This window comes from Streptomyces sp. NPDC051109 (assembly GCF_044455885.1).
In the GTDB taxonomy this organism is placed as follows: domain Bacteria; phylum Actinomycetota; class Actinomycetes; order Streptomycetales; family Streptomycetaceae; genus Streptomyces.
In genome coordinates, this window is the sequence record NZ_JBITFF010000006.1 from 152,245 (window position 1) to 172,712 (window position 20,468).

Sequence of the window (20,468 nt, forward strand, 5' to 3'; positions counted from 1 at the left end):
CCGTCAGTCACCGGGGAAGTGGCAGGCCACCTCGCGGGAGGCGGCGATCCGCAGCAGCGGGCGGTCCGTCCGGCAGACGTCCTGCGCCTTCGGGCAGCGCGGGTGGAACGTGCACCCCGGAGGCGGGGCGGCCGGGCTCGGCGGATCGCCGAGCAGTACGATCCGCTCGCGCCGCCGCTCGGCCGCCGGGTCGGGCAGCGGTACGGCGGAGAGCAGCGCCCGCGTGTACGGGTGCTGGGGGTTCTCGTACAGGGCGCGCTTCTCGCCGATCTCGACGATCCGGCCGAGGTACATGACGGCGACCCGGTCGCTGACCCGTTTCACCACGGACAGGTCGTGCGCGATGAACACGTACGCCAGGCCCAGTTCGCGGCGCAGCCTTTCCATCAGGTTGACGATCTGCGCCTGGACGGAGACGTCGAGCGCGGAGACCGGCTCGTCGGCGACGATCAGCCGGGGGCTGGTGGCCAGCGAGCGGGCGATCCCGATGCGCTGGGCCTGGCCGCCGGAGAACTCGTGCGGGTAGCGGTCGATGTGCTCCGGGATCAGCCCGACCAGGTCCATCAGCTCGGCCGCCCGGCGGCGCGCGTCGGAGGCCGACCAGCCCTGCACGAGCAGCGGGTCGGAGATGATCCGGGCCACCGTCTGGCGGGGGTTGAGGGAGGAGTGCGGGTCCTGGAAGACCATCTGGAGGTGGCGCCGGTGCGGGCGGAGCCCGCGCTGCGAGAGCCTCGTGATGTCCCGTCCGTCGAACGTGATGCTGCCGGAGGTGGGTTCCAGCAGCCGGACGAGCATCCGGCCGGTGGTGGACTTCCCGCAGCCCGACTCCCCGACCAGGCCGAGGGTTTCGCCCGCCGCCAGGTCGAAGGAGATCCCGTCGACGGCGCGCACGGGCGCCCCCCGGCGCCCGGACGCGGCGCGTCTGCCGGGGAAGGCCATGGTCAGGTCGCGCACGGAGAGGAGTGCCGGCGGGGTCCGGTCCGGGGCGGCCGGCCCGGGCGCCGGGGCGGGTACGAGCGTACTCATCGGGTCGCCTCCGATTCGGTCGCGGCGGCAGCGGCCGCAACGGCGGCAGCCGGTGCCGTACGCCCCGCGACATGACAGGCGGCCAGCCGGTCGGGGCCGCCGTACGGCAGGAGTTCGGGCCGTTCGCCCGTGCAGCGCTCGCGCTCCGCGCCGGTGCCGGCGGCCGCGACCGCGCAGCGGGGGGCGAACGCGCACCCCGGGGCGGGCGTGAGCAGGGAGGGCGGGGAGCCGGGGATCGCCCGCAGCGGATCGTCGTCGGCGTCGTCCAGGCGGGGCAGCGAGTCGAGCAGGCCCCGGGTGTACGGGTGCGCCGGGTCGGCGAACAGTTCGTCGACCCCGGCCTGTTCGGCGGCCCGGCCGCCGTACATGACCAGCACCTCGTGGGCGACGCGGGCGACGACCCCCAGGTCGTGGGTGATCATCACGACGCCGAGGCCGCGCTCCTGCTGGAGCCGGGCGATGAGCTCCAGGATCTGCGCCTGCACGGTCACGTCGAGGGCCGTGGTGGGCTCGTCGGCGATCAGCAGGTCGGGCTCGCACGCCAGGGCCATGGCGATCATCGCCCGCTGGCGCATGCCGCCGGAGAACTGGTGCGGGTACTCCCCGGCCCTGCGGGCCGGTTCCGGGATGCCGACCTCGCCGAGCATGTCGACGGCCCGCTTGCGCGCGGCGGCCCGGCCGGCCTTGAAGTGCACGCGGAAGTGCTCGGCGATCTGCTCGCCGACCGTGTAGTAGGGGTGCAGGCTGGACAGCGGGTCCTGGAAGATCATGGCCATCTTCCGGCCGCGCAGCCGGGACAGCTCCTTCTCGGACAGCCCGGTGAGTTCCTGCCCGGCGAGGGCGATGGAACCGCCGACCTCGGCGCCGCGGTGCAGCCCCATGACGGCGAGCGAGGTGACGGACTTGCCGGATCCGGATTCGCCGACGATGCCGAGGGTCCGCCCGGCCTCGACGGTGAAGCCGAGCGAGTCGACGGCCCGTACGGGGCCGCGCGGGGTGGCGAAGGTGACGTGCAGGTCGCGCACTTCGAGGAGCGGGGCCTCGGGACGCGGGGCCCCGGGGGGAACGGCGGCCATCAGTACCTCACCCTCGGGTCGATGACGGCGTACAGGAGGTCGACGACGAGGTTGGCGACGACGATGAAGAAGGCGGCGAGCAGCGTGACCCCGAGGACCACCGGCTGGTCCGAGCTGACCAGGGCCCCGTAGAACAGCCTCCCGATGCCCGGGAGTCCGAAGATGGACTCGGTGATGACGGCGCCGGCGAGCAGCCCGCCGAGGTCCATGCCGAAGATGGTGAGGATCGGGGTCATTCCGGAGCGCAGGCCGTGCTTGACGACGACCGTGCGCTCGGGCATGCCCTTGGCGCGGGCGGTACGGATGTACGGCTCGGCCATCGCCTCGATCATCGAACCGCGGCTCTGGCGGGCGTACATGGCCGCGTACAGCAGGGCGAGGGCGGTCCACGGCAGCAGGAGGTTGGCCGCCCAGGCGAGCGGGTTGTCGGTGAAGGCCTGGTAGGTGGGGTAGGGCAGGAGTCCGGCGACCCGGATGACCCCGTAGATGAGCATCACGGAGGTGAAGTAGACGGGCAGCGAGGCGGCGGCGACGGCGCCGACCATCAGGGCCTTGTCGGTTGCGGTGTCCTTGCGCAGGGCGGCGGTGACCCCGGCGCCGAGGCCGAGCAGCAGCCACAGCGCGGCGGCGCCGACGGCGAGGGAGGCGGAGACCGGGAGGCGGTCCATCAGCAGGTCCCACACGGGCAGGGAGTTCTCGTACGAGTAACCCAGGCACGGGAAGTCGCACTGGACGGCGTACTGGCCGGTGCCGAGGGTGCGGCCGGTGAAGATGCCGGTGAGGAAGTCCGCGAACTGCCGCCACACCGGCTGGTCCAGGCCGAGGTACTCCCGTACGTCGGCCAGCCGTTCGGCGCTGCAGGTCTTGCCGCAGGCGGCCGCGGCCGGGTCGGTGGGCAGGACGTAGAAGATGAGGAAGGTGACGGCGGCGATGGCGAGCAGTACGCCCGCGAGGGCGAGCAGCCGGCGCGCGAGGTAGAGGATCAACTGCGGCCGCCCCTCGGGTCGAGGATGTCGCGCAGGGCGTCGCCGAGGAGGGTGAAGGCGAGGACCGCGAGGAAGAGGAAGGTGCTCGGGATGACGAAGTACATGGGGTCGGTCTCGTAGAAGGCGACGGACTCGGCGATCATCTGGCCCCAGGACGGGGTCGGCGGGCGGACGCCCACGCCGAGGTAGCTGAGCGCGGCCTCGGTGCTGATCATGCCGGGGATGAGCAGGGTGGTGTAGGCGATGACCGGGCCGGAGACTCCCGGGAGGATGTCGCGGGTCAGGATCCGCCAGGAGCCGGCGCCGCCGACGCGGGCGGCGTCCACGTACTCGCGGTGTTTGAGGGAGAGGGTCTGGCCGCGGACGACGCGGGCGACGCCGGGCCAGCCGAAGACGCCGATGACGGCCGTCATGAGCACGATCCGGTTGACGTCCTTGGCCACCGACAGCATCGCGATCATGAAGATGAGGGAGGGGAAGGACATGGTCAGGTCCATCAGGCGGGACAGGACCGTGTCGGTGCGGCCGCCGAAGTAGCCGGCGGCGATCCCGGCGGCGGTGCCCGCGACGACGACGATGGCGGTGGCGGCGAAGGCGATGAGGAGGGAGACCTGGGCGCCGTGGACGACGCGGGCGAACAGGTCGCGGCCGGTGACGGGTTCGACGCCGAGCCAGTGCTCGGGGCTGATCCCGCCGAGGGATCCGAGGGGCTGGCCGCCGAGATAGGGGTCGACGGCGGCCTTGTCGAACTCCTCGGGGGACCAGCCGCCGAGCGCGCCCAGCCAGGGCGCGGTGGCGGCCATCAGCACGAAGAGGAGGACGACGCAGAGGCTGACGCGGACGGCGGGGCGGCGGCGGAGCTCCCGCCGGGCGAGCTGCCAGGGGCTGCTGCCGGTGGCCGCGGCCGCCGCGGGCCCGGCCTCGGCGGCGCCGGGGACGGTGGTGGTCATGGTGTCGGAGGCTCCGTATCCCTCAGCCCTGGCTCTTCGAGGGGTCCTTGAGGCCGACGGTCCCGTAGTCGATGGTGCCGGTCCACACGGGGTGGCCGTAGGCGCCCGCGATGTTGGGGCCGACCAGCAGCGGCTTGCGCTCCAGCAGGATCGGGATGGCCGGGGACTTCTTCATGAGGTCGGCGTCCAGGTCGATCCAGGCCTGGTTGGCCTGCTTGGCGTCGGCCATGGCGTTGATCTCGTCGATCCGCTTCGAGGTGGCCTCGTCGCGGAACTGGGCGTAGTTGCCCTGGTTGCCCTTGTCCTTGATGGTGCGCCCGTCGAAGACGAGGGGGATCCAGGTGGAGCCCGAGGGGTAGTCGGGGCACCAGCCGGTGTACGTCATGTCGGGGGTGGTGGAGAGGTCGCCGATGACGTCGTAGTACGCGCCGGGGTCGACGGTGTCGATGACGACCTCGATGCCGGCGCGGGCCAGTCCCTGCTGGATGGCCTCCGCCTTGCCCTTGTCGCCGGTGGAGACGGCCAGGGACACCTTCAGGCTCTCCTTTCCGGCGGCCTTGAGGAGCTCCTTGGCCTTGGCCGGGTCGCCGGCCGGGGGGATCTTCAGGGTGTCGGCCTGCTTGCCGCCGGAGAGCGCCGGGGGCAGGTAGGCGGTGGCCACCTCGTTGAGGGCCGGGCCGCCGCCCGCGGTGATCACGGCCTCCTTGTCGACGGCGTACTGGAGGGCCTCGCGGACCTTCGGGTCGTTGAAGGGGGCGCGGGAGTTGTTCAGGTGGAGCATGACCGTACAGCCCTGGGACTCGGCGAGCAGCCGCGCCTTGACCTCCGGCTTCGGCAGCACCTTCGGGGCGCTCTCGGGGCGCATGTTGAAGTACTCGATCGCCGAGGCGTCGGCGCCCTCGCCGGCGATGATGCGGTCGTCGACCTGGCCGCCCTTGAGGCCCATGACCACGACGAACCTGTCCGGGTAGGCCTTGCGGACCGGGTCGGTCTTCTGGTCCCAGTGCTCGTTGCGGACGAGGACCAGCTTCTTGTCGCGGTCGTACGACTCGATCTTGTACGGGCCGGAGGAGAACGGGCGGGCGTCGTACTGGGTGCCCTTCTCCTGGGACTGCGGGACCGGAGCGAAGGTGGGGAGGGTGGCGGTGGCGGAGAACTCGGCGACCGGGCGCTTGAGTTGGAAGACGATGGTGCGGTCGTCGGGGGTCTTGACGGAGTCGAGGTGCTGCCCCTGGAGCGGTCCCTTGTAGCCCTCGCCGCCGGCCAGGTACTGGGCGGCGTAGTCGGGGCCGCCGGTGAGGTCGGGGGCGAAGGAGCGCTCGACGTTGTACTTGATGTCCTGCGCCTTGATGGGCGAGCCGTCCTCGTACTTCACGCCCTCCTTGAGGGTGAAGGTCCAGGTCTTGCCGCCGTCGGAGGGGGTGCCGAGGTCGGTGGCGAGGTCGGGGACGAGCTCGCTGCCGGCCTTGCCGGGCTCGGCCTTGAAGGTGACGAGGGTGCGGTAGAGGAGGCGGGTGCCGAAGTCCATGGCCGGCATGACCCAGTTGCGGGCGGGGTCGAGGTGGGCGAAGTCCTGGTTGGACAGGACGGTCAGGGTTCCGCCCTTGACCGGGCTCCCGCCGAGGATCTTGCCGTCGTTGGCGGCGGCGGGGTTGCCCGAGCCGGCGCCGGCAGAGCCCTTCTTGGGGTCGGAGCAGCCCGAGGCGCCGAGTGCGAGTGCCGCCACGAGGGCGGTGGCGAGGGCGAGTTGGGTGCGCTTGGTCATGGGTCACTCCAGTGAAGGGTCGCGCTCTATGATGTGACCGGTAACATAGTAATGTGAAATTGCACTGACAAGGGGTTGGCGCCGCCGTTATCCAGCCGTGCCCAAATCCCGCCCCCTGGAGCGGTGTTGCGGGAAGGTCAGTGAGCGGCGAGCAGCTCCGGCAGTCTGCGCATGTCGTCGAAGACGACGGTGCCCGGGCCTTCGAGCCGCTCGGCGGGGCTGGGGCCGCCGGAGTAGCCGAAGGCGCGCATCCCCGCCGCCCTGGCCGCCCGGACGCCCGGCGCACTGTCCTCCACCACCGCGCACGCCGCCGGGTCCACGCCCATCCGCCGGGCGGCATGGAGGAAGAGGTCCGGGGCGGGCTTGCCCCGGGAGACCTCGCTCGCGCTGTGGATGCGGCCCTCGAACCGGCCGTACAGCCCGGTGCGCCCGAGCGTGTGCCGCATCTTCTCGTGCGAGCCGCTGGAGGCGACGCAGGTCGCCAGGGCGAGGGCGGCGATCCCGTCGAGCGCCTCCGGCAGTCCGTCCACCGGATCCAGGGCGAGGTCCACCGCATCGCGGTGCCGCTGGATGAGCAGCTCCCACCAGAGGCCGGCGGTCTGCGCGCCGAGCCGCTCCGCGATCTGCTCGACGATCGACTCCCTGGAACGCCCGATGAAGCGCTCCACCACCTCGTGCGCGGTGAGCGGCCAGCCCAACTCCGCACCGAGCTCGACCTGGAGGCGGACGGCGAGGCGCTCGCTGTCAACCAGGACGCCGTCGCAGTCGAAGATCACGAGCTCTATCGCCTTGATCATTCCCACAGGGTAGACGAGCGACTGCAGCCGGGGGCGACCCGCCCATGTGATCCACCACTCTCCATTCGGAACAGCCTTGCCACACCCATACAACATCCTGCAATCTTCGATACAAGCCGAATTTCATTCGGCAGATGGTCATCTGCGAGGAAGGGGAGTCACATGGCCAGCGAGCGCCCCGGGCTGTACGAGATGCTCGACGAGCGGTTCCGGACCGGCCGGTGCATGAACGGTGACGACGCGCTGGAGGTCCTGTACACCGGTTGCCGCTGGGCCGAGGGGCCGATCTACCTGCCCGCGTGGCGGCAGGTGGTCTGGAGCGACATCCCCAACGACCGGATGCTGCGCTGGGACGAGGAGACGGGAGCGGTGGGCGTCTTCCGCCGCTCCGCCGGGCACGCCAACGGAAACACCCTCGACCGCCAGGGCCGGCTGGTCACCTGCGAGCAGGGCAACCGGCGCGTGACGCGCACCGAACACGACGGCACCGTCACCGTGCTGGCGGACCGGTGGCAGGGCAAGCGTCTGAACAGCCCCAACGACGCGGCGGTGAAGTCCGACGGTTCGATCTGGTTCTCCGACCCGGACTTCGGCATCACCAGCGACTACGAGGGCCACCGCGCGCAGAGCGAGATCGGCTCCAACAACGTCTACCGCATCGACCCGGCCACGGGCGAAGTGCGGCTGGCCGCCGACGGCTTCGGCGCGCCGAACGGCCTCGTCTTCTCGAACGACGAGCGGCAGCTGTTCGTCTCCGACACCCGGGCGGGCTTCATCCGTGTCTTCGACGTGCGCGAGGACGGCACGCTGTCCGAGGGGGAGGTCTTCGCCGAAGCGGCCCCCGGGAAGGCCCGCTTCGACAACCTCCGCTTCGACGACGGCGGCCGGCTCTGGGCCGCCGCGATGGACGACGGGGTGCACTGCTACGACCCCGACGGCACCCTGATCGGGCGGCTCGACGTCCCCGAGGCGGTCGCCAACATCTCCTTCGGCGGCGCCAAGCGCAACCGGCTCTTCATCACCGCCGAAACCAGCCTCTACTCGCTGGTCATGGGCGTGACGGGCACCCACCCGACGGGACCGGGCCGCCGGCGCTGGCTCGACGGCTGAGGGCACGCCGCCCCGCCGGGCGACCCCCGCGCCCGTCGGGTCTGCCGTGCCCATCGGTCCCCCGCGGCCCATCGGGTCCGCCGGGTCGCGCCGGGTCGCGCCGGGTCGCGCCGGGTCGCGCCGGGTCCGTCCTACAGGCCCGAGCCCAGGCCCCCCGGGGTGCGGCCCACCGGTTCGTCGCGGCCCTGGGCCCAGAGGGAGCGGACGTGGCCGAGGTGGCGGACCATGCAGGCTTCCGCCGCCTCCGCGTCGCCGGCGATCATCAGGTCCAGCAGCTCGATGTGCTCCTCGGCGGACGAGACCAGCTTCCCGGCCTCGTCCAGGCCCGTCAGCCCGTACAGCCGGGAGCGCTTGCGCAGGTCGCCCACCGTCTCGACCAGCCGGTCGTTGCCGGCCAGGGCCAGCAGGGACAGGTGGAAGCGGCGGTCCGCCTCCAGGTAGCCGATGAGGTTGTGCTCGCGGGCGCTGGTGACGATCTCCTCTGCGACGGGGCGCAGCGCCTCCAGCTGCTCCGCCGTGGCGATCTTCGTGATCCGGCCGATGGTCGGCACCTCGATCATCGTGCGCAGCTCGGTGTACTGGTCCAGGTCGCGTTCGCTGACCTCGGTGATCCGGAAGCCCTTGTTGCGGACGGGTTCCACCAGGCCCTCGCGGGCCAGGTCGAGCATCGCCTCGCGGACGGGGGTGGCGGAGACCCCGAGTTCGGCGGCCAGGCCGGGCGCCGAGTAGACGCTGCCGGGGCGCAGTTCACCCGCTATCAGGGCTGCTCGGAGGGCATGGCCGACCTGGTCGCGGAGCCGTTCCTGGGCCTTGATGAGGCTGTGCTGCTTCAGGTCACCCATTGCCATTCCTCCGAAACCCTTCGCACCACCGAGTGCAGGGGAACAGCGTACAATGTCACGTTGCGCTTGCTGTCCCAGCGGTGGTGCCTCCCGCGGCGCGGTACATCGCCACCGCCACAGCGAGATCCTCCCAGGCCATGCCCACGCTCTTGAAGAGCTGTGGACAACTCGGTTCTCCGGCCGCCGGCATCCGGCCCGCCACCAGGTCGGCCAGCGTGCCGTTGATATGACCGGGCCCGATCGCCCCCTCAGCCTCCGGCACCAGCAGGTCCCCCGCCTCCCGCAGGGCCGCCGTCCGCGACTCCACGTACACCGCGGCCCGCCGCACCAGCGCGGTGTCGGTCTCCCGGGCGTCCGGCTCGTGCGAGCCGACCGCCACGACCGTCGCCCCCGGGGCCACCAGCCGCCCGTCGAAGAGGGGTTCGCGGGCCGTGGTGCAGCAGAGCACCAGGTCCGCGTCCGCCACGTCCGCCGGGGTGCCCGTACGGGCCGGCACCCCCTGGGCGCGGGCGTGCGCCACCAGCCGCTCCGCGGCCCCGGGGCTGCGGCCCACCACCACCGCCTCCGCCAACTCCGCTACGCCCCGCACCGCTTCGAGGTGCCCGTACGCCTGCGGGCCGGAGCCGAAGAGCACCAGCCGCAGGGGCCGCCCGGTCGGCGCCAGGTACCGCAGGGCGAGCGCCGACACCGCCGGGGTGCGCAGGGCTGTCAGTGCCGCTCCGTCGAACAGGGCCAGCGGGCGCAGCGTCGGGCCGTCCAGCAGCAGGTACGAGCCGGTGATGCGAGGGAGCCCGAGGGCCGGATTGCCGGGCGCCACGCCGGCGATCTTCACCCCGGCGTACTCCGCCGCCGCGGCCGGCATCAGCAGCAGCTCGCCGCCGCCAGGCACGGGCATCGCCGAGCGCTGCGGGCAGGACTCCGGGTCCAGCCCGGACCGCAGTACGTCGGCCAGCGCGTCGGCGGCAGCGGCCGGGGTGAGCAGCGCGGCCGTCTCCGCGGCGTCGAACTGCGGGATCACAGCAGGAATCCGGCGCCGAGGGCGTCCTGCGGATCGCGGACGAAGAGGTGCTCGCCGGTGCGGTACGCCGTCCCGGTGACCTCCGTGACCAGGCCGTCGAGGGACCCCGGCGGCACCACCCGGCCCGTGAACACCGTGCCCGTCACCGACTCGTGGAGCAGGTCCTCGCCCGGCCCGATCCGGCCGTCCTCCGCGAGCAGCGCCAGCCGCGCCGAGGTTCCCGAGCCGCAGGGCGAGCGGTCGATCTGCCCGTCGGCGAACACGGTGACGTTGCGCTGGTGCGGCCCGAAGGGGGTGCCGGGCAGCTCCTCGTGGAGGACCACCCCGTAGACCCCGGAGAGCAGCGGCCCGTCGGGGTGCCAGGTCCCGGGGTGGGCGGCCAGCGCGGCCCTGATCTCCTGCCCGGCGCGGACGAGTTCGGGCAGTGCGGCCCGGGTGACCTCCAGGCCGAGGTCCCGGGCGGCGACGGACGCGTAGCAGGCTCCGGCGTGCGCGATGTCCACCTCCGCCAGGCCCAGGGTGGTCGCCACCGGCACCTTGCGGGCGCCGACCCGGGCCGCGACGTTGCGGAAGGTGACCCCGGTGGTCCGGCCGCCGGCGCGGTGCACGGTCGCGGTGACCCGCCCCGACGGCACGTCGATCCGTACCTGCGCGTCCCCGTCGTCCGGCGCGGCGACCCGGCCGGCGTCCACGGCCCAGGCACCGAGGGCCATCGTGCCGTGGCCGCAGGCCGTGGAGTAGCCGTCCTTGTGCCAGAACAGCACGCCGAAGTGGGCCCCGTCGTCGTCCGGGGGCACGACGAACCCGCCGTACATCCCGGCGTGCCCGCGCGGCTCCTGCACGAGGAGCCGCCGTACGTCGTCCAGCGGGCTCCGGCGCGGAGCCGTCCCGGAGCCCCCGGGGCCGATGGCGGTGGAGCAGCGCTCGGCGACGGTGTCCCCGGGTACGGGCGGCAGGCCGGCCGCGGCGGTGTCGACGATCCGGAACGGCTCCCCCGCGGTGTGGTAGTCGACGGTGCGCACGGCGGTCACAGCAGGAACCCCGCGGGGAAGGGGTCGGACGGGTCGAGGAAGTACTGGGCGGTGCCGGTGATCCACGCCCGTCCGGTGACGGTGGGGACGACGGCCGGGAACCCGCCGACTGTGGTCTCCCCGACCAGCCGGCCGGTGAACTCCGTTCCGATGAAGGACTCGTTGACGAAGTCCGCGCCGAGCCCGAGGAGGCTGCGGGCGTGCAGCTGGGCCATCCGCGCGCTTGTTCCCGTACCGCAGGGCGAGCGGTCGAACCAGCCGGGGTGGATGGCCATGGCGTGCCGGGAGCGGCGGGCGTCGGAGCCGGGGGCGGCGAGGTAGACGTGCTTGACCCCGGAGATGGTGGGGTTCTCGGGGTGGACGGGCCGGTCGGCGGAGGCGTTGATCGCTTCCATGACGGCGAGTCCGGCGGCGAGCAGGTCGTCCTTCCGCTCCCGGTCGAAGGGGAGGCCGAGGGCGTCGAGTTCGACGAAGGCGTAGAAGTTCCCGCCGTAGGCGAGGTCGTAGGTGACCGTGCCGAAGCCGGGGACCTCGGCCTTGAGGTCGAGCCCGACGCAGAAGGAGGGGACGTTGGTGAGGGTGACGGCGGTGGCCGCCCCGTCCTCGACGCGGACGTCCACGCTCACCAGCCCGGCCGGGGTGTCGAGCCGCACGGTGGTGACCGGTTCGACGACCTCCACCATGCCGGTCTCGACCAGGACGGTGGCGACCCCGATCGTCCCGTGCCCGCACATGGGGAGCAGGCCCGACACCTCGATGTACAGCACGCCGAAGTCGGCGTCGGGGCGGGTGGGGGGCTGCAGGACGGCGCCGCTCATCGCGGAGTGCCCGCGCGGCTCGTACATGAGCAGGGTCCGGATGTGGTCCAGGTGCTCGATGAAGTGGAGCCGCTTCTCGGCCATGGTGGCGCCGGGGATCACCCCGACGCCCCCGGTGATCACCCGGGTCGGCATGCCCTCCGTGTGCGAGTCCACCGCGTGGTAGATGTGGCGCGTACGCATTCCAGTCCCCTTCCGGTCCCCCGCGGGGACTAGTTGTGCCCCTCGGCGAGGGCCTTCTCGGTGGCGGCGCGGACGGCCGCCTCGATCTCCCCGGTGAGCGGGAAGCGGGGCGGGCGGGTGGCGCCGCCGGGGCGTCCCGCGAGGTCCATGGAGAGCTTGATGGCCTGGACGAACTCGGTCTTGGAGTCCCAGCGCAGCAGCGAGTGCAGGGACTTGTACAGCGGCAGCGCGGTGGCGAGGTCCCCGGCGACGGCGGCCCGGTAGAGCTCGGCGCAGGAGCGCGGCAGGGCGTTGGGGTAGCCGGCGATCCAGCCGACCGCGCCGGCGAGGGCGAGTTCGAGGAGGACGTCGTCGGCACCGATGAGCAGGTCGAGGCCCGGGGCGAGTTCGGCGATCTCGTACGCCCTGCGGACGTCACCGCTGAACTCCTTGACGGCGACGATGCTGCCGTCGCCGTGCAGGCGGGCGAGCAGGCCGGGGGTCAGGTCCACCTTGGTGTCGATGGGGTTGTTGTACGCGACGACGGGCAGCCCGGCGCGGGCGGCCTCGGCGTAGTGGGCGCGCACGGTGGCCTCGTCGGCCCGGAAGGCGTTGGGGGGCAGCAGGAGTACGGAGCCGGCCCCGGCCTCGGCGGCCTGGTCGGCCCAGCGGCGGGCCTCGGCGCTGCCGTAGGCGGCGACGCCGGGCATGACGCGGGCGCCGTCGCCGGCCGCCTCGACGGCGGTGCGGACCACGCGGGCCCGCTCCTCGTCGGTCAGGGTCTGGTACTCCCCGAGGGAGCCGTTGGGGACGACGCCGTCGCATCCGTTGGCGATGAGCCAGGCCACGTGCTCGGCGTAGGCGTCGTAGTCGACGGTGAGGTCCTCGCGCAGCGGCAGCGTGGTGGCGACCATGATGCCGTGCCAGGGGCGGGTGCGGGTGTCCGTACCGGTGGTGGGCGCGGTGGTGTGCGCGTCGGTCATGAGAGAGCTCCCTAGAGTGGTGTGTGACATTTTACTAGTGGGTGTGAGGCGGCCACAAGGGTCCGGGCCGCCCGATCAGCCGTCCGCCGGGGGCAGTTCCGCGAGGTGGCGCAGCGGCACCGGGCAGGACAGGGGCCGCCGGTCGGGCGCGGGCCCGTCGCCGGCGAGGGCCGCGACGGCCGGTCCGCACATGCGGCCCTGGCACCAGCCCATTCCGGAGCGGGTGAGGAGTTTGACCGTACGGGCGTCCCGTGCACCGAGGTCGGCGACGGCCTCGCGGATCCGGCCGGCCGGAACCTCTTCGCAGCGGCACACGTCGGTGTCGTCGCGCAGCCATCCGGTCCAGCCGCCGCCGGGGCGGTGGGCGGCGCCCATGGCCTCGGCGAAGGCGCGCAGGCGGGCGCGGCGGCGGGCCAGGGCGGCGGGCGCGGGCCGGCCGGCGATCGCGTGGGCGGCGATCTCGCCTTCGAGGAGGGCCAGTTGGGCGCCTCCGATGCCGCCGGTCTCGCCCGCGGACCAGACCCCGGGGACCGAGGTCCGCTGCTCGGCATCCAGCGCCAGGGCGACGGTGCCGTCGGCACTGAGGCGGGTGGCGCAGCCGAGGCCGGTCGCCAGCTCCAGCTGCGGGACGAGCCCGTGGCCGACGGCGAGGGCGTCGCAGGGGATCCGGCGGGCGGTGCCGGGCACGGGCCGCCAGTCCCGGTCCAGGCGGGCCACGGTGACGGCCTCGACCCGGTCTGCGCCGTGGGCCTCGGTCACGGCGTGCCGGGCCATGAGGCGGATGTGGCGGTGCACGAGGGCGCTGCCGTACGTGGCGGCTTCGGCGAGCTTGCCGGGGTTGCGGAGCAGCGCGGGGAGGTGGCCGGCGTACCCGGTGTACGCGGCGGCCTCCACCACGGCCGGCACCCGGGCCCCGGCGGCCGCGAGCGACCCGGCGACGGCGAGGAGCAGCGGGCCGCTCCCGGCGACGACGACGCGCTTGCCCGGCAGTACGAGCCCGCTCTTGAGCATGGCCTGCGCCCCGCCGGCCCCGACCACCCCGGGCAGGGTCCAGCCGGGGAAGGGCAGTTGCCGCTCGTACGACCCGGTGGCGAGTAGCACGGCCCGGGCGTGCAGGGTGGCGGCCGCCTCCTCGGGGCCGGCGACGGCGTGCAGGGTCCAGCCGGGGGCGCCGTCCGGGACCACGGTCCAGACGTGGTGGGCCGGGAGGTACGTGATCCGGCCGGCCGACGCGTGGGCGCGCAGGGCGGCTTCGCGCCGGGCGAAGGCGGCCCACCCGTGGTGCAGGGCTTCGGGGCGGTCCGCCCCGAGCCCCGGCGCGGGGTGGCGGTAGTACTGGCCGCCGGGGCGCTCCCCCGCGTCGAGGAGGGCGACCCGGAGCCCGAGGCCGGCGGCCGCCACGGCGGCGGCCAGCCCGGCCGGGCCCGCGCCGACGATCGCGAGGTCGGGCGGGGCGGTGTCAGACGCCGAGCTCGGCATGGCCGGTTCCCTCCTGGGTGGTGACGGTGTCCCCGGGGCGGGCGGGGACGAGGCAGGCGCGCTGGTTGGGGCGGCCGTTGACGGTGACGAGGCAGTCGTAGCAGCTGCCGATTCCGCAGAACGCTCCGCGCGGGGTGCCGCCTTGGCGGGTGGTCCGCCAGGCGAGGATCCCGGCGCCCCAGAGGACGGCGGCGATGCTCTGGCCCGCCTGGGCCGTGAGCTCGCGGCCGTCGAAGCGCAGGACGTACGTGGCGGAGGGGGCTCCGCCGACGAGGGTGCGGGGCGTCCGGCTCATCGGCGGTTCTCCTTGGGCGTGGCGTGTGCGGCGGCCGGGTGCAGGGTTGCGCTGCGCGGAGCCTTCCCCCTCGGACACCGGCGGGGCTGAGCGGGGAGGGCGGGGAGGGCGGGGCAGGGAGGAGGCCCCGCGCGGCGGGCACCCTCACCGGGATCGCGGGCGGTCATCGGGGCGGGTCCTGGTCGAAGCGGGCCGGGTGGAACGGGGCCGGGGGGAGCGGGGGTTCCGCCCCCGTCAGGGCAGCGGTGACCAGGACGCCCGTGGCCGGGGCGAGGCCGATGCCGGCCCCCTCGTGGCCGCAGGCGTGCAGGAGGCCCGGGAGCCGGGGGTCGGGGCCGATCGCCGGGAGGTGGTCCGGGAGGTAGGGGCGGAAGCCGTGGTAGGTGCGGAGCACCCGGGCGTCCGCCAGGACGGGGAAGAGCGCCGCCGCCTGCGCGGCGAGGCGTCGCAGGGCCTCCACCGACAGGCTGCGGTCGAAGCCCACCCGCTCCCGGGTGGCCCCGATCAGCACCGGCCCCGCCGGCGTCCCCTCCACGACCGCCGAGGACTGGAGGGCCGCCGAGCCGCTCGCCACGTCGGCGATGTAGTCCGCGGCGTAGACCTTGTGCCGGACCACCCTCGGCAGCGGCTCCGTCACCAGGACGAACCCGCGGCGCGGAAGCACCGGGAGGGACACCCCGGCCAGTTCCGCGATGCGCCCGCCCCAGGTCCCGGCCGCGTTCACCACGGCGGGGGCGAGGAGTTCACCGCCGCGCGTGCGGACCCCGCGGACGCCCCCGGGCCCCGTGAGGATCCCCGTCACCTCCTCGCCGAGGTGCACCGAAGCCCCTGCCGCGGCCAGCAGCCTCGCCGCCGCCTGGGCCGGCTGGACCTGGGCGTCCTGCGGGTACAGGAAGCCGCCGACCTGGCCCGGGGCCAGATGGGGCTCCAGCTCGCGGAGTTCGCGGGGCCCCGCCTCGACGGCTTCGACGCCGGCGGCGCGCTGGCCTTCGGCGAAGTCCCGCAGCGCCTTGAGCGAGGCCTCGTCCGGGGCGACGACGAGCCCGCCCTTGGCCTCGTATTCGATCTCCTGCGGGAGGACGGCGGCGAGTTCGCGCCACAGGCCGGCCGACAGCAGGGCCAGGTCGAGCTCCGGGCCCGCCTCCTTGTCGGAGACGAGCAGGTTGCCTTCGCCGGCTCCCGTCGTGCCGCCCGCGACGGGGCCGCGGTCGACGACGGCCACGGAGAGTCCGGCGCGGGCCGCGTAGTACGCGATCGCGGCTCCGACGACGCCGGCGCCGATGATCACGACGTCCAGGGGATGTCTGTTGGGCACGGCAGTAATATGTCACATTCTTTAGTAGGTGCCTAGGTCCGGCGGCCGGTCCGCCCCCCGTTCGGAACCGGACCGGCCGCCGGCGCCGGATCAGCTGCGCAGCGGGCCCTCGCAGCTGTAGCTCGACGTCCCCGCCTTGTGGTCGCTCCAGATCTCCACGGGGCCGAAGGAGCAGTTCATGTCGGCCAGGTTGTTGGAGGCCGCGCCCGCCCGGTCGAGGATGAAGTAGTCCACCGTCTCCGACATGTCCTTGAAGTTCTGGTCGTCGCTGCGCCAGTTCTTCAGGTTCGCGCTGATCCGGCCGGTACAGGTGAACCGGCGCTTGCCCGGGTCCCCGTTCTCCACGCAGTCCGGGGTGTTGTAGGTGGCGGTCGCGAAGGACGACTTCACGTTCGCCAGGGCCGCGTCGCGCAGCTGGCCGTTGGGCGTGAAGCTGGTGTTCGGCACGTAGAGCTGGTCGACCTTGGCGATCTGCGCGTCCAGGAAGCGGTCGTAGTCGCGCTGGAGGTAGGAGTCCGCGCCCATCCGGTGGCGCCATGCGTCGTACCCGGCCACGTCGTTGGCCCGCAGGTGGGTGTACATCTCGCGCAGCAGCGAGGGCTTCTCGGTCCACAGGAACTCGAAGAAGGTGCCCGCGTAGTTGTAGAAGCGGAAGCCGTCGCCGTCGTACGTGGCGTTGAGCAGCTGCTCGACCGTCATCCGCGGGCCGCCGCCGGCGGTGTCGGCGATGACGCCCTTGACCAGGGACTTGCGGACGGCGATGCCGTTGTCGCGGGTGGCGCCGTCGAAGAACTCGGCCGTGCCCTCGTCCATGGCGGTCGTACGGTCGCCCTCGTACCAGGGGCCCTCGCCGAAGAACCCGGGGACGGCGAACCGGCCGTTGAGGTAGTGCGTGTACTCGTGCCGGAAGAGCTCTTCGAGGGTGAGGGAGGAGTCCTGCGGGACGCGGCGCTGGTAGGTGTAGAACGTGGCGCCGTTCTCGATGTACATGCCGCCGTTCGCGGTTCCGTAGCCGTACAGCATCGTCTGGTAGGTCACGTAGTCGGCGCGGGAGGCGTACAGCACGATGTTCAGCGTCGTGTTGGGGTCTCCGGCCAGCGGCTGGTCGGTCCCGATGACGCGGTGGAACTGCGTCTTGACCTGCTTGCTCGCGTAGTAGAGCTGGTCGACGGTGGCCCGGTCGAGGGCCGTGCGGACCTTGATGGCGCCGTTGTCGTAGGTGTACGTGTTCGGGAAGAGCATCTTCTCGATGTCCTCCTTGCACACCCCGTACTGCTTGCACGCGTTGTACGTGTTCAGCCAGGAGACGATCTTTGCCCAGGGCTCGCTGCCGTTGCCCCACGCGGCCTTGACCGGCTCCAGGAGGGCGCCGAGGTCGGCGGCGGTCTGGTCCTGGAGGCCCTCGATCTGGCCGAAGCGGCCGTACTCGCCCAGCGCGTCGCGGACGACCCACGCATTGGTGGTGCCCTTGAGGTGGGTGTAGCCGGCGAAGGCCTTGAAGGCGGCCCGGTAGGCGGGGTCCGCCTTGGCCGCGGCGTGGAAGGCGGCGTCCTGGTTGCCCGGGTACACGCCGAGGTAGTTGACCGTGAGGGCGGCGAGGGCGGCGCCGCCCCAGTTCGCGTCGCCGCTGGTGGCGGGGTGCGAGCCGTCCAGGGTGGCCAGGACCTTCTTGATCAGTCCGAGCTGGGTCTGGCGCATGCCGGGGCCGGTGGAGTAGAGGGCCTCGCGCAGGGTCCGGGCGTTGGAGGCGGTGGCGTCGAAGCTGCGCGCGGCGTTGCCGAAGTCGGTGACGGCCCGGCTCATGACCTCGGCGGTCGCGGCGTCGGTGAGGTCGATCTCCTCGCGCGAGAAGTCGTGGTAGATGGCCGCGTGCAGGTACGTGAACATCTCCTCCAGGTGCGAGGAGTTGCGGCCGTCGTGGGCGGCGGCCAGGCTCGATATCCGGCGGGAGACGGCCTGGACGTGCGCGTCGTCCATGACCGGTGCGAGGCGGGCGTCCCAGGTCCAGACCAGCCCGCGCATACAGCCGTCGGCGGTGACGGCCGGGTCGGCCAGGAAGTCGGCGAACTGCTCGGGGCTGAGGCCCGTGATCCCGTCGAGGGTGCAGGGGACGCCGCCGGCGACGCTCTGCGCGGTGGGCGCGGCCTGGGCGGCGGCGCGCTCGCGGCTCTTCTCGCTGCGCTCGGTGAGTCGCGCGGCCGGGGCGGCTCCGGGGACGCGGCCGTCGGCGGTGGTCCCACCGGGCGCCTGGGCCGTCGCCGGCGCGGCCTCCTTGGGGGAGGCGCGGTGCTCGACCTCGTCGAACGGGTTCGCCCCGGGCGCTCCGGAGGTGAAGGTGCCGGGCACGGCGGCCGGGGCGGGGGCCGCCGCGGGGGCCCGGTCCGCGGTCTGGGAGACGGCCTGGCCGGCGGAGGCGAGGAGCGTCACCGCGACCGCGGCGGAGAGGAGGGACGTACGCACAGCTCTGTGCTGAGACACCGAGGGCTCCTGGTTGGGAGGGGAGGTGGGGGAAGTGGTGCGCAAGGTGGTGCGTGATACGTGATGTGCGTGAACTGCCCTGCGTCACGCGGCGTTTGACGGGGATTAACGTGCCGCGGTGTGAGCTGTAACATAGTAATGTGAAATTGCACTGACAAGACCTGTGCGCCCATCAGTTCGCATCTTCTTGCAGGGAGCCCCGATGACCGACACCCCCTCCGGCCTCAACATCGGCAGCCACGATCTACCGGTATCACCGGAGTTGTCCCGCTTCATGGCCGCCGGCTGGGCGTCGTCCCCCCTCCCCGGCTCCGCGCGGGTCTCGGCGTACGAGGTCACCCCGGCCCGGCGTGAGCGTCTCTCGGCGCGCTTCCCTGGCGAGCGGCTGATCATCCCGGCCGGCGAGCTCAAGGTCCGCTCCAACGACTGCGACCACCGCTTCCGCCCGCACAGCGCGTACGCCTGGCTGACCGGGCTGACCGGTGAGAACCAGGTGGGCCACGTCCTGGTGCTGGAGCCCTCGGGCCCGCACGGCCACGAGGCCGTGCTGTACCTGCGCCCCCGCTCCCCGCGCGCGGACGGCAACGAGGAGTTCTACCGGGACCGCCGGTACGGGGAGTTCTGGGTCGGCCGCCGCCCCGACCTGGCCGAGGCCGAGCGCCTGACCGGCCTGCGCTGCGCCCACCTGGACGACCTCGGCTCCCCGGCCGGCCGCAACGCCGCGACCGACACCGAACTGGCCGCCGCCCTCTCCGAGTTGCGGCTGGTCAAGGACGCCTGGGAGGTCGGCCAGCTGCAGCTCGCCGTCGACCACACCACCGCCGGCTTCGAGGACGTCGTACGGGCGCTGCCGCGCGCACTGGCGCACCCGCGCGGCGAACGGTGGATCGAGGGGGTCTTCGGCCTGCGCGCCCGGGCGGAGGGCAACGGCACCGGGTACGACACCATTGCCGCGTCGGGCGCGCACGCGTGCGTCCTGCACTGGATCCGCAACGACGGCCGGCTCGACCGGGGCGATCTGCTGCTGCTGGACGCGGGCGTGGAAACCGACAGCCTCTACACGGCGGACATCACACGCACCCTCCCGCTGTCCGGGCGCTTCTCCCCCGTCCAACGGCAGGTGTACGAACTGGTGCTGGCGGCGCAGGACGCGGGCATGGCCGCGCTGCGCCCGGGCGCGAGCTTCCGGGACTTCCACCGGGCCGGAATGCGGGTGATCGCGGAGGGGCTGGCGGAGTGGGGCGTCCTGAAGGACGCGCGGGGGGACCTGCACCGGCGGTACACGCTGTGCAGCAGCGGCCACATGCTGGGACTCGACGTCCACGACTGCGCGAAGGCGCGCGCGGAAACCTACCTGGACGGGGTCCTGGAGGAGGGCCAGGTGCTGACGGTCGAGCCGGGCCTGTACCTGCAGCCGGACGACGAGACCCTGCCGCCGGAGCTGCGGGGCATCGGCGTGCGCATCGAGGACGACCTGGTCGTCACGGCGACGGGCGCCCGACTGATGTCGGGCGCCCTGCCCCGCACGGTGGCGGGGATCGAGGAGTGGATGGGGAACCTGCTGGCCGGCTGAGCACCGACTGCGCCGCAGCACGGCCCGTCAGGCGGGGCTGTGGAGCGCGGGGGCGTCCGGTGCCACCGCCTCGCGGAGGCACGGGGCCCGCTCACCCGGACGCTGACGGGGGGCTAGCGGCCGCCGCCACCGCCACCGCCGCCCCCACCGTTGCCGCCGCCGCCCCCGCCGCCGCCGCCGTCGTGGCCGCCACCGCCGTCGCCACCGCCGTATCCGCCACCGCCGCCGTCGTGGCCGCCACCGCCGTCGCCACCGCCGTATCCGCCGCCGCCACCGTCGTGGCCGCGGCCGGATCCGTTGTCGCTCCAGCCGTTGTCGTGGCCGCCGTTCCAGTTGTTGTCGTTGCGGTTGTCACGGTGGGAGCCGTTGTCGTTCCAACGGCCGTTGTTCCAGTTGTCGTTCCAGTTGGCGTTGTTGTGACGGCCGTTGTTCCACGAGTCGTTGTCCCAGCACCAGCTGGGGCGGTCGTTCCAGTTGTGCCAGCGGGAGGAGTCGCAGCAGTCACGCCAGTTGTGGTTCCCGCGCCAGTCGTCGGAGCACCATCCCGAGTTGTTCTGCTGGGTCTGCGGCAGACCCGCGGCGAACGCCCCGCCGACAGGCATCAGGCCGAGCGCGACGCCTGCGGCTCCTGCCACGACCGTCGCGGTGATGACACGGCGCATGACCATGCACCTCCGAATATTGACGATATTTCCCTATAAAGAGGTCATTTCCACCCTCGCCCCTCTCTGGCTCGCTGTCAAAGCCACCTGGTCAGCGATCCG

General features: G+C 73.1%; 18 protein-coding genes. 2 read left to right on the forward strand and 16 right to left on the reverse strand.

Features of this window, described 5'->3' with window-relative positions; all coding sequences use genetic code 11:
* Positions 1-3: 3 nt before the first annotated feature.
* From ACIBAD_RS13845 to ACIBAD_RS13870, 6 genes are all read right to left on the reverse strand, one after another.
* Complete coding sequence (locus ACIBAD_RS13845; RefSeq protein ID WP_134070372.1) at positions 4-1,026, reverse strand: oligopeptide/dipeptide ABC transporter ATP-binding protein; 1,023 nt, start codon at positions 1,024-1,026, stop codon at positions 4-6.
* Positions 1,023-2,102 (reverse strand): ABC transporter ATP-binding protein, encoded by a 1,080-nt coding sequence (locus ACIBAD_RS13850; protein WP_134070374.1) that lies wholly within the window; start codon positions 2,100-2,102, stop codon positions 1,023-1,025. Before ACIBAD_RS13850 ends, ACIBAD_RS13845 begins: the two co-directional genes overlap by 4 nt.
* Positions 2,102-3,088 carry an ABC transporter permease gene (locus ACIBAD_RS13855; RefSeq protein WP_134070376.1) on the reverse strand — a complete coding sequence of 329 codons (987 nt, stop codon included), beginning with the start codon at positions 3,086-3,088 and terminating at the stop codon, positions 2,102-2,104. Before ACIBAD_RS13855 ends, ACIBAD_RS13850 begins: the two co-directional genes overlap by 1 nt.
* On the reverse strand, positions 3,085-4,038 hold the full coding sequence (locus ACIBAD_RS13860) for an ABC transporter permease (RefSeq protein ID WP_134070378.1): 954 nt from the start codon (positions 4,036-4,038) through the stop codon (positions 3,085-3,087). The genes ACIBAD_RS13855 and ACIBAD_RS13860 overlap by 4 nt, the downstream gene beginning before the upstream one ends.
* Positions 4,039-4,060: 22 nt before the next feature.
* Entirely contained in the window at positions 4,061-5,803 is a 1,743-nt protein-coding gene (locus ACIBAD_RS13865; protein ID WP_398906593.1) for an ABC transporter substrate-binding protein, read from the reverse strand.
* Positions 5,804-5,940: 137 nt separating this feature from the next.
* Positions 5,941-6,600, reverse strand: coding sequence for an HAD family hydrolase (locus ACIBAD_RS13870; protein ID WP_398906596.1), 660 nt, complete (start codon positions 6,598-6,600; stop codon positions 5,941-5,943).
* Positions 6,601-6,762: 162 nt separating this feature from the next.
* Between ACIBAD_RS13870 and ACIBAD_RS13875 the strand changes: the two genes are divergently transcribed.
* Positions 6,763-7,710: an SMP-30/gluconolactonase/LRE family protein gene (locus tag ACIBAD_RS13875; protein ID WP_134070384.1), complete on the forward strand. Its 948-nt coding sequence runs from the start codon at positions 6,763-6,765 to the stop codon at positions 7,708-7,710.
* A gap of 131 nt (positions 7,711-7,841) precedes the next feature.
* On the opposite strand, the gene ACIBAD_RS13880 is transcribed toward ACIBAD_RS13875, so the two are convergent.
* The 9 genes from ACIBAD_RS13880 to ACIBAD_RS13920 form a co-directional block, all read right to left on the reverse strand.
* A complete protein-coding gene (locus ACIBAD_RS13880) occupies positions 7,842-8,552 on the reverse strand; it encodes a GntR family transcriptional regulator (RefSeq protein WP_134070386.1) in 711 nt (236 codons plus the stop codon).
* Positions 8,553-8,607: 55 nt separating this feature from the next.
* Positions 8,608-9,570, reverse strand: a complete 963-nt coding sequence (locus ACIBAD_RS13885) for an ornithine cyclodeaminase family protein (protein ID WP_398906600.1) — start codon at positions 9,568-9,570, stop codon at positions 8,608-8,610.
* On the reverse strand, positions 9,567-10,601 hold the full coding sequence (locus ACIBAD_RS13890) for a proline racemase family protein (RefSeq protein ID WP_398906602.1): 1,035 nt from the start codon (positions 10,599-10,601) through the stop codon (positions 9,567-9,569). Before ACIBAD_RS13890 ends, ACIBAD_RS13885 begins: the two co-directional genes overlap by 4 nt.
* Positions 10,598-11,602, reverse strand: a complete 1,005-nt coding sequence (locus tag ACIBAD_RS13895; RefSeq protein WP_134070390.1) for a proline racemase family protein — start codon at positions 11,600-11,602, stop codon at positions 10,598-10,600. Before ACIBAD_RS13895 ends, ACIBAD_RS13890 begins: the two co-directional genes overlap by 4 nt.
* A 29-nt stretch (positions 11,603-11,631) precedes the next feature.
* Entirely contained in the window at positions 11,632-12,564 is a 933-nt protein-coding gene (locus tag ACIBAD_RS13900; protein WP_134070392.1) for a dihydrodipicolinate synthase family protein, read from the reverse strand.
* Positions 12,565-12,639: 75 nt separating this feature from the next.
* The gene (locus tag ACIBAD_RS13905) at positions 12,640-14,043 is read right to left on the reverse strand and encodes an NAD(P)/FAD-dependent oxidoreductase (protein WP_398906605.1); all 1,404 of its coding nucleotides are present in this window, start codon (positions 14,041-14,043) and stop codon (positions 12,640-12,642) included.
* Positions 14,024-14,338: a (2Fe-2S)-binding protein gene (locus ACIBAD_RS13910; protein WP_398906608.1), complete on the reverse strand. Its 315-nt coding sequence runs from the start codon at positions 14,336-14,338 to the stop codon at positions 14,024-14,026. Before ACIBAD_RS13910 ends, ACIBAD_RS13905 begins: the two co-directional genes overlap by 20 nt.
* A 163-nt stretch (positions 14,339-14,501) precedes the next feature.
* A complete protein-coding gene (locus ACIBAD_RS13915; RefSeq protein WP_398906610.1) occupies positions 14,502-15,653 on the reverse strand; it encodes an NAD(P)/FAD-dependent oxidoreductase in 1,152 nt (383 codons plus the stop codon).
* Positions 15,654-15,743: 90 nt separating this feature from the next.
* A complete protein-coding gene (locus ACIBAD_RS13920) occupies positions 15,744-18,131 on the reverse strand; it encodes a collagenase (protein WP_134070398.1) in 2,388 nt (795 codons plus the stop codon).
* 202 nt (positions 18,132-18,333) lie between these two features.
* Here ACIBAD_RS13920 and ACIBAD_RS13925 point away from each other — a divergent pair, with 202 nt between their 5' ends.
* Complete coding sequence (locus tag ACIBAD_RS13925; RefSeq protein ID WP_398906613.1) at positions 18,334-19,704, forward strand: aminopeptidase P family protein; 1,371 nt, start codon at positions 18,334-18,336, stop codon at positions 19,702-19,704.
* A gap of 113 nt (positions 19,705-19,817) precedes the next feature.
* Here the strand turns inward: ACIBAD_RS13925 and ACIBAD_RS13930 are convergent, their stop codons facing one another.
* Entirely contained in the window at positions 19,818-20,366 is a 549-nt protein-coding gene (locus ACIBAD_RS13930) for a hypothetical protein (protein WP_398906615.1), read from the reverse strand.
* Between the last annotated feature and the right edge of the window lie 102 nt (positions 20,367-20,468).

Coding starts and splice junctions, on each gene's coding strand:
- ACIBAD_RS13845 (WP_134070372.1), bottom strand. CDS start 1,026: ATGAGTACGCTCGTACCCGCCCCGGCGCCCGGGCCGGCCGCCCCGGAC.
- ACIBAD_RS13850 (WP_134070374.1), bottom strand. CDS start 2,102: ATGGCCGCCGTTCCCCCCGGGGCCCCGCGTCCCGAGGCCCCGCTCCTC.
- ACIBAD_RS13860 (WP_134070378.1), bottom strand. CDS start 4,038: ATGACCACCACCGTCCCCGGCGCCGCCGAGGCCGGGCCCGCGGCGGCC.
- ACIBAD_RS13865 (WP_398906593.1), bottom strand. CDS start 5,803: ATGACCAAGCGCACCCAACTCGCCCTCGCCACCGCCCTCGTGGCGGCA.
- ACIBAD_RS13870 (WP_398906596.1), bottom strand. CDS start 6,600: ATGATCAAGGCGATAGAGCTCGTGATCTTCGACTGCGACGGCGTCCTG.
- ACIBAD_RS13875 (WP_134070384.1), top strand. CDS start 6,763: ATGGCCAGCGAGCGCCCCGGGCTGTACGAGATGCTCGACGAGCGGTTC.
- ACIBAD_RS13880 (WP_134070386.1), bottom strand. CDS start 8,552: ATGGGTGACCTGAAGCAGCACAGCCTCATCAAGGCCCAGGAACGGCTC.
- ACIBAD_RS13895 (WP_134070390.1), bottom strand. CDS start 11,602: ATGCGTACGCGCCACATCTACCACGCGGTGGACTCGCACACGGAGGGC.
- ACIBAD_RS13900 (WP_134070392.1), bottom strand. CDS start 12,564: ATGACCGACGCGCACACCACCGCGCCCACCACCGGTACGGACACCCGC.
- ACIBAD_RS13905 (WP_398906605.1), bottom strand. CDS start 14,043: ATGCCGAGCTCGGCGTCTGACACCGCCCCGCCCGACCTCGCGATCGTC.
- ACIBAD_RS13910 (WP_398906608.1), bottom strand. CDS start 14,338: ATGAGCCGGACGCCCCGCACCCTCGTCGGCGGAGCCCCCTCCGCCACG.
- ACIBAD_RS13925 (WP_398906613.1), top strand. CDS start 18,334: ATGACCGACACCCCCTCCGGCCTCAACATCGGCAGCCACGATCTACCG.
- ACIBAD_RS13930 (WP_398906615.1), bottom strand. CDS start 20,366: ATGCGCCGTGTCATCACCGCGACGGTCGTGGCAGGAGCCGCAGGCGTC.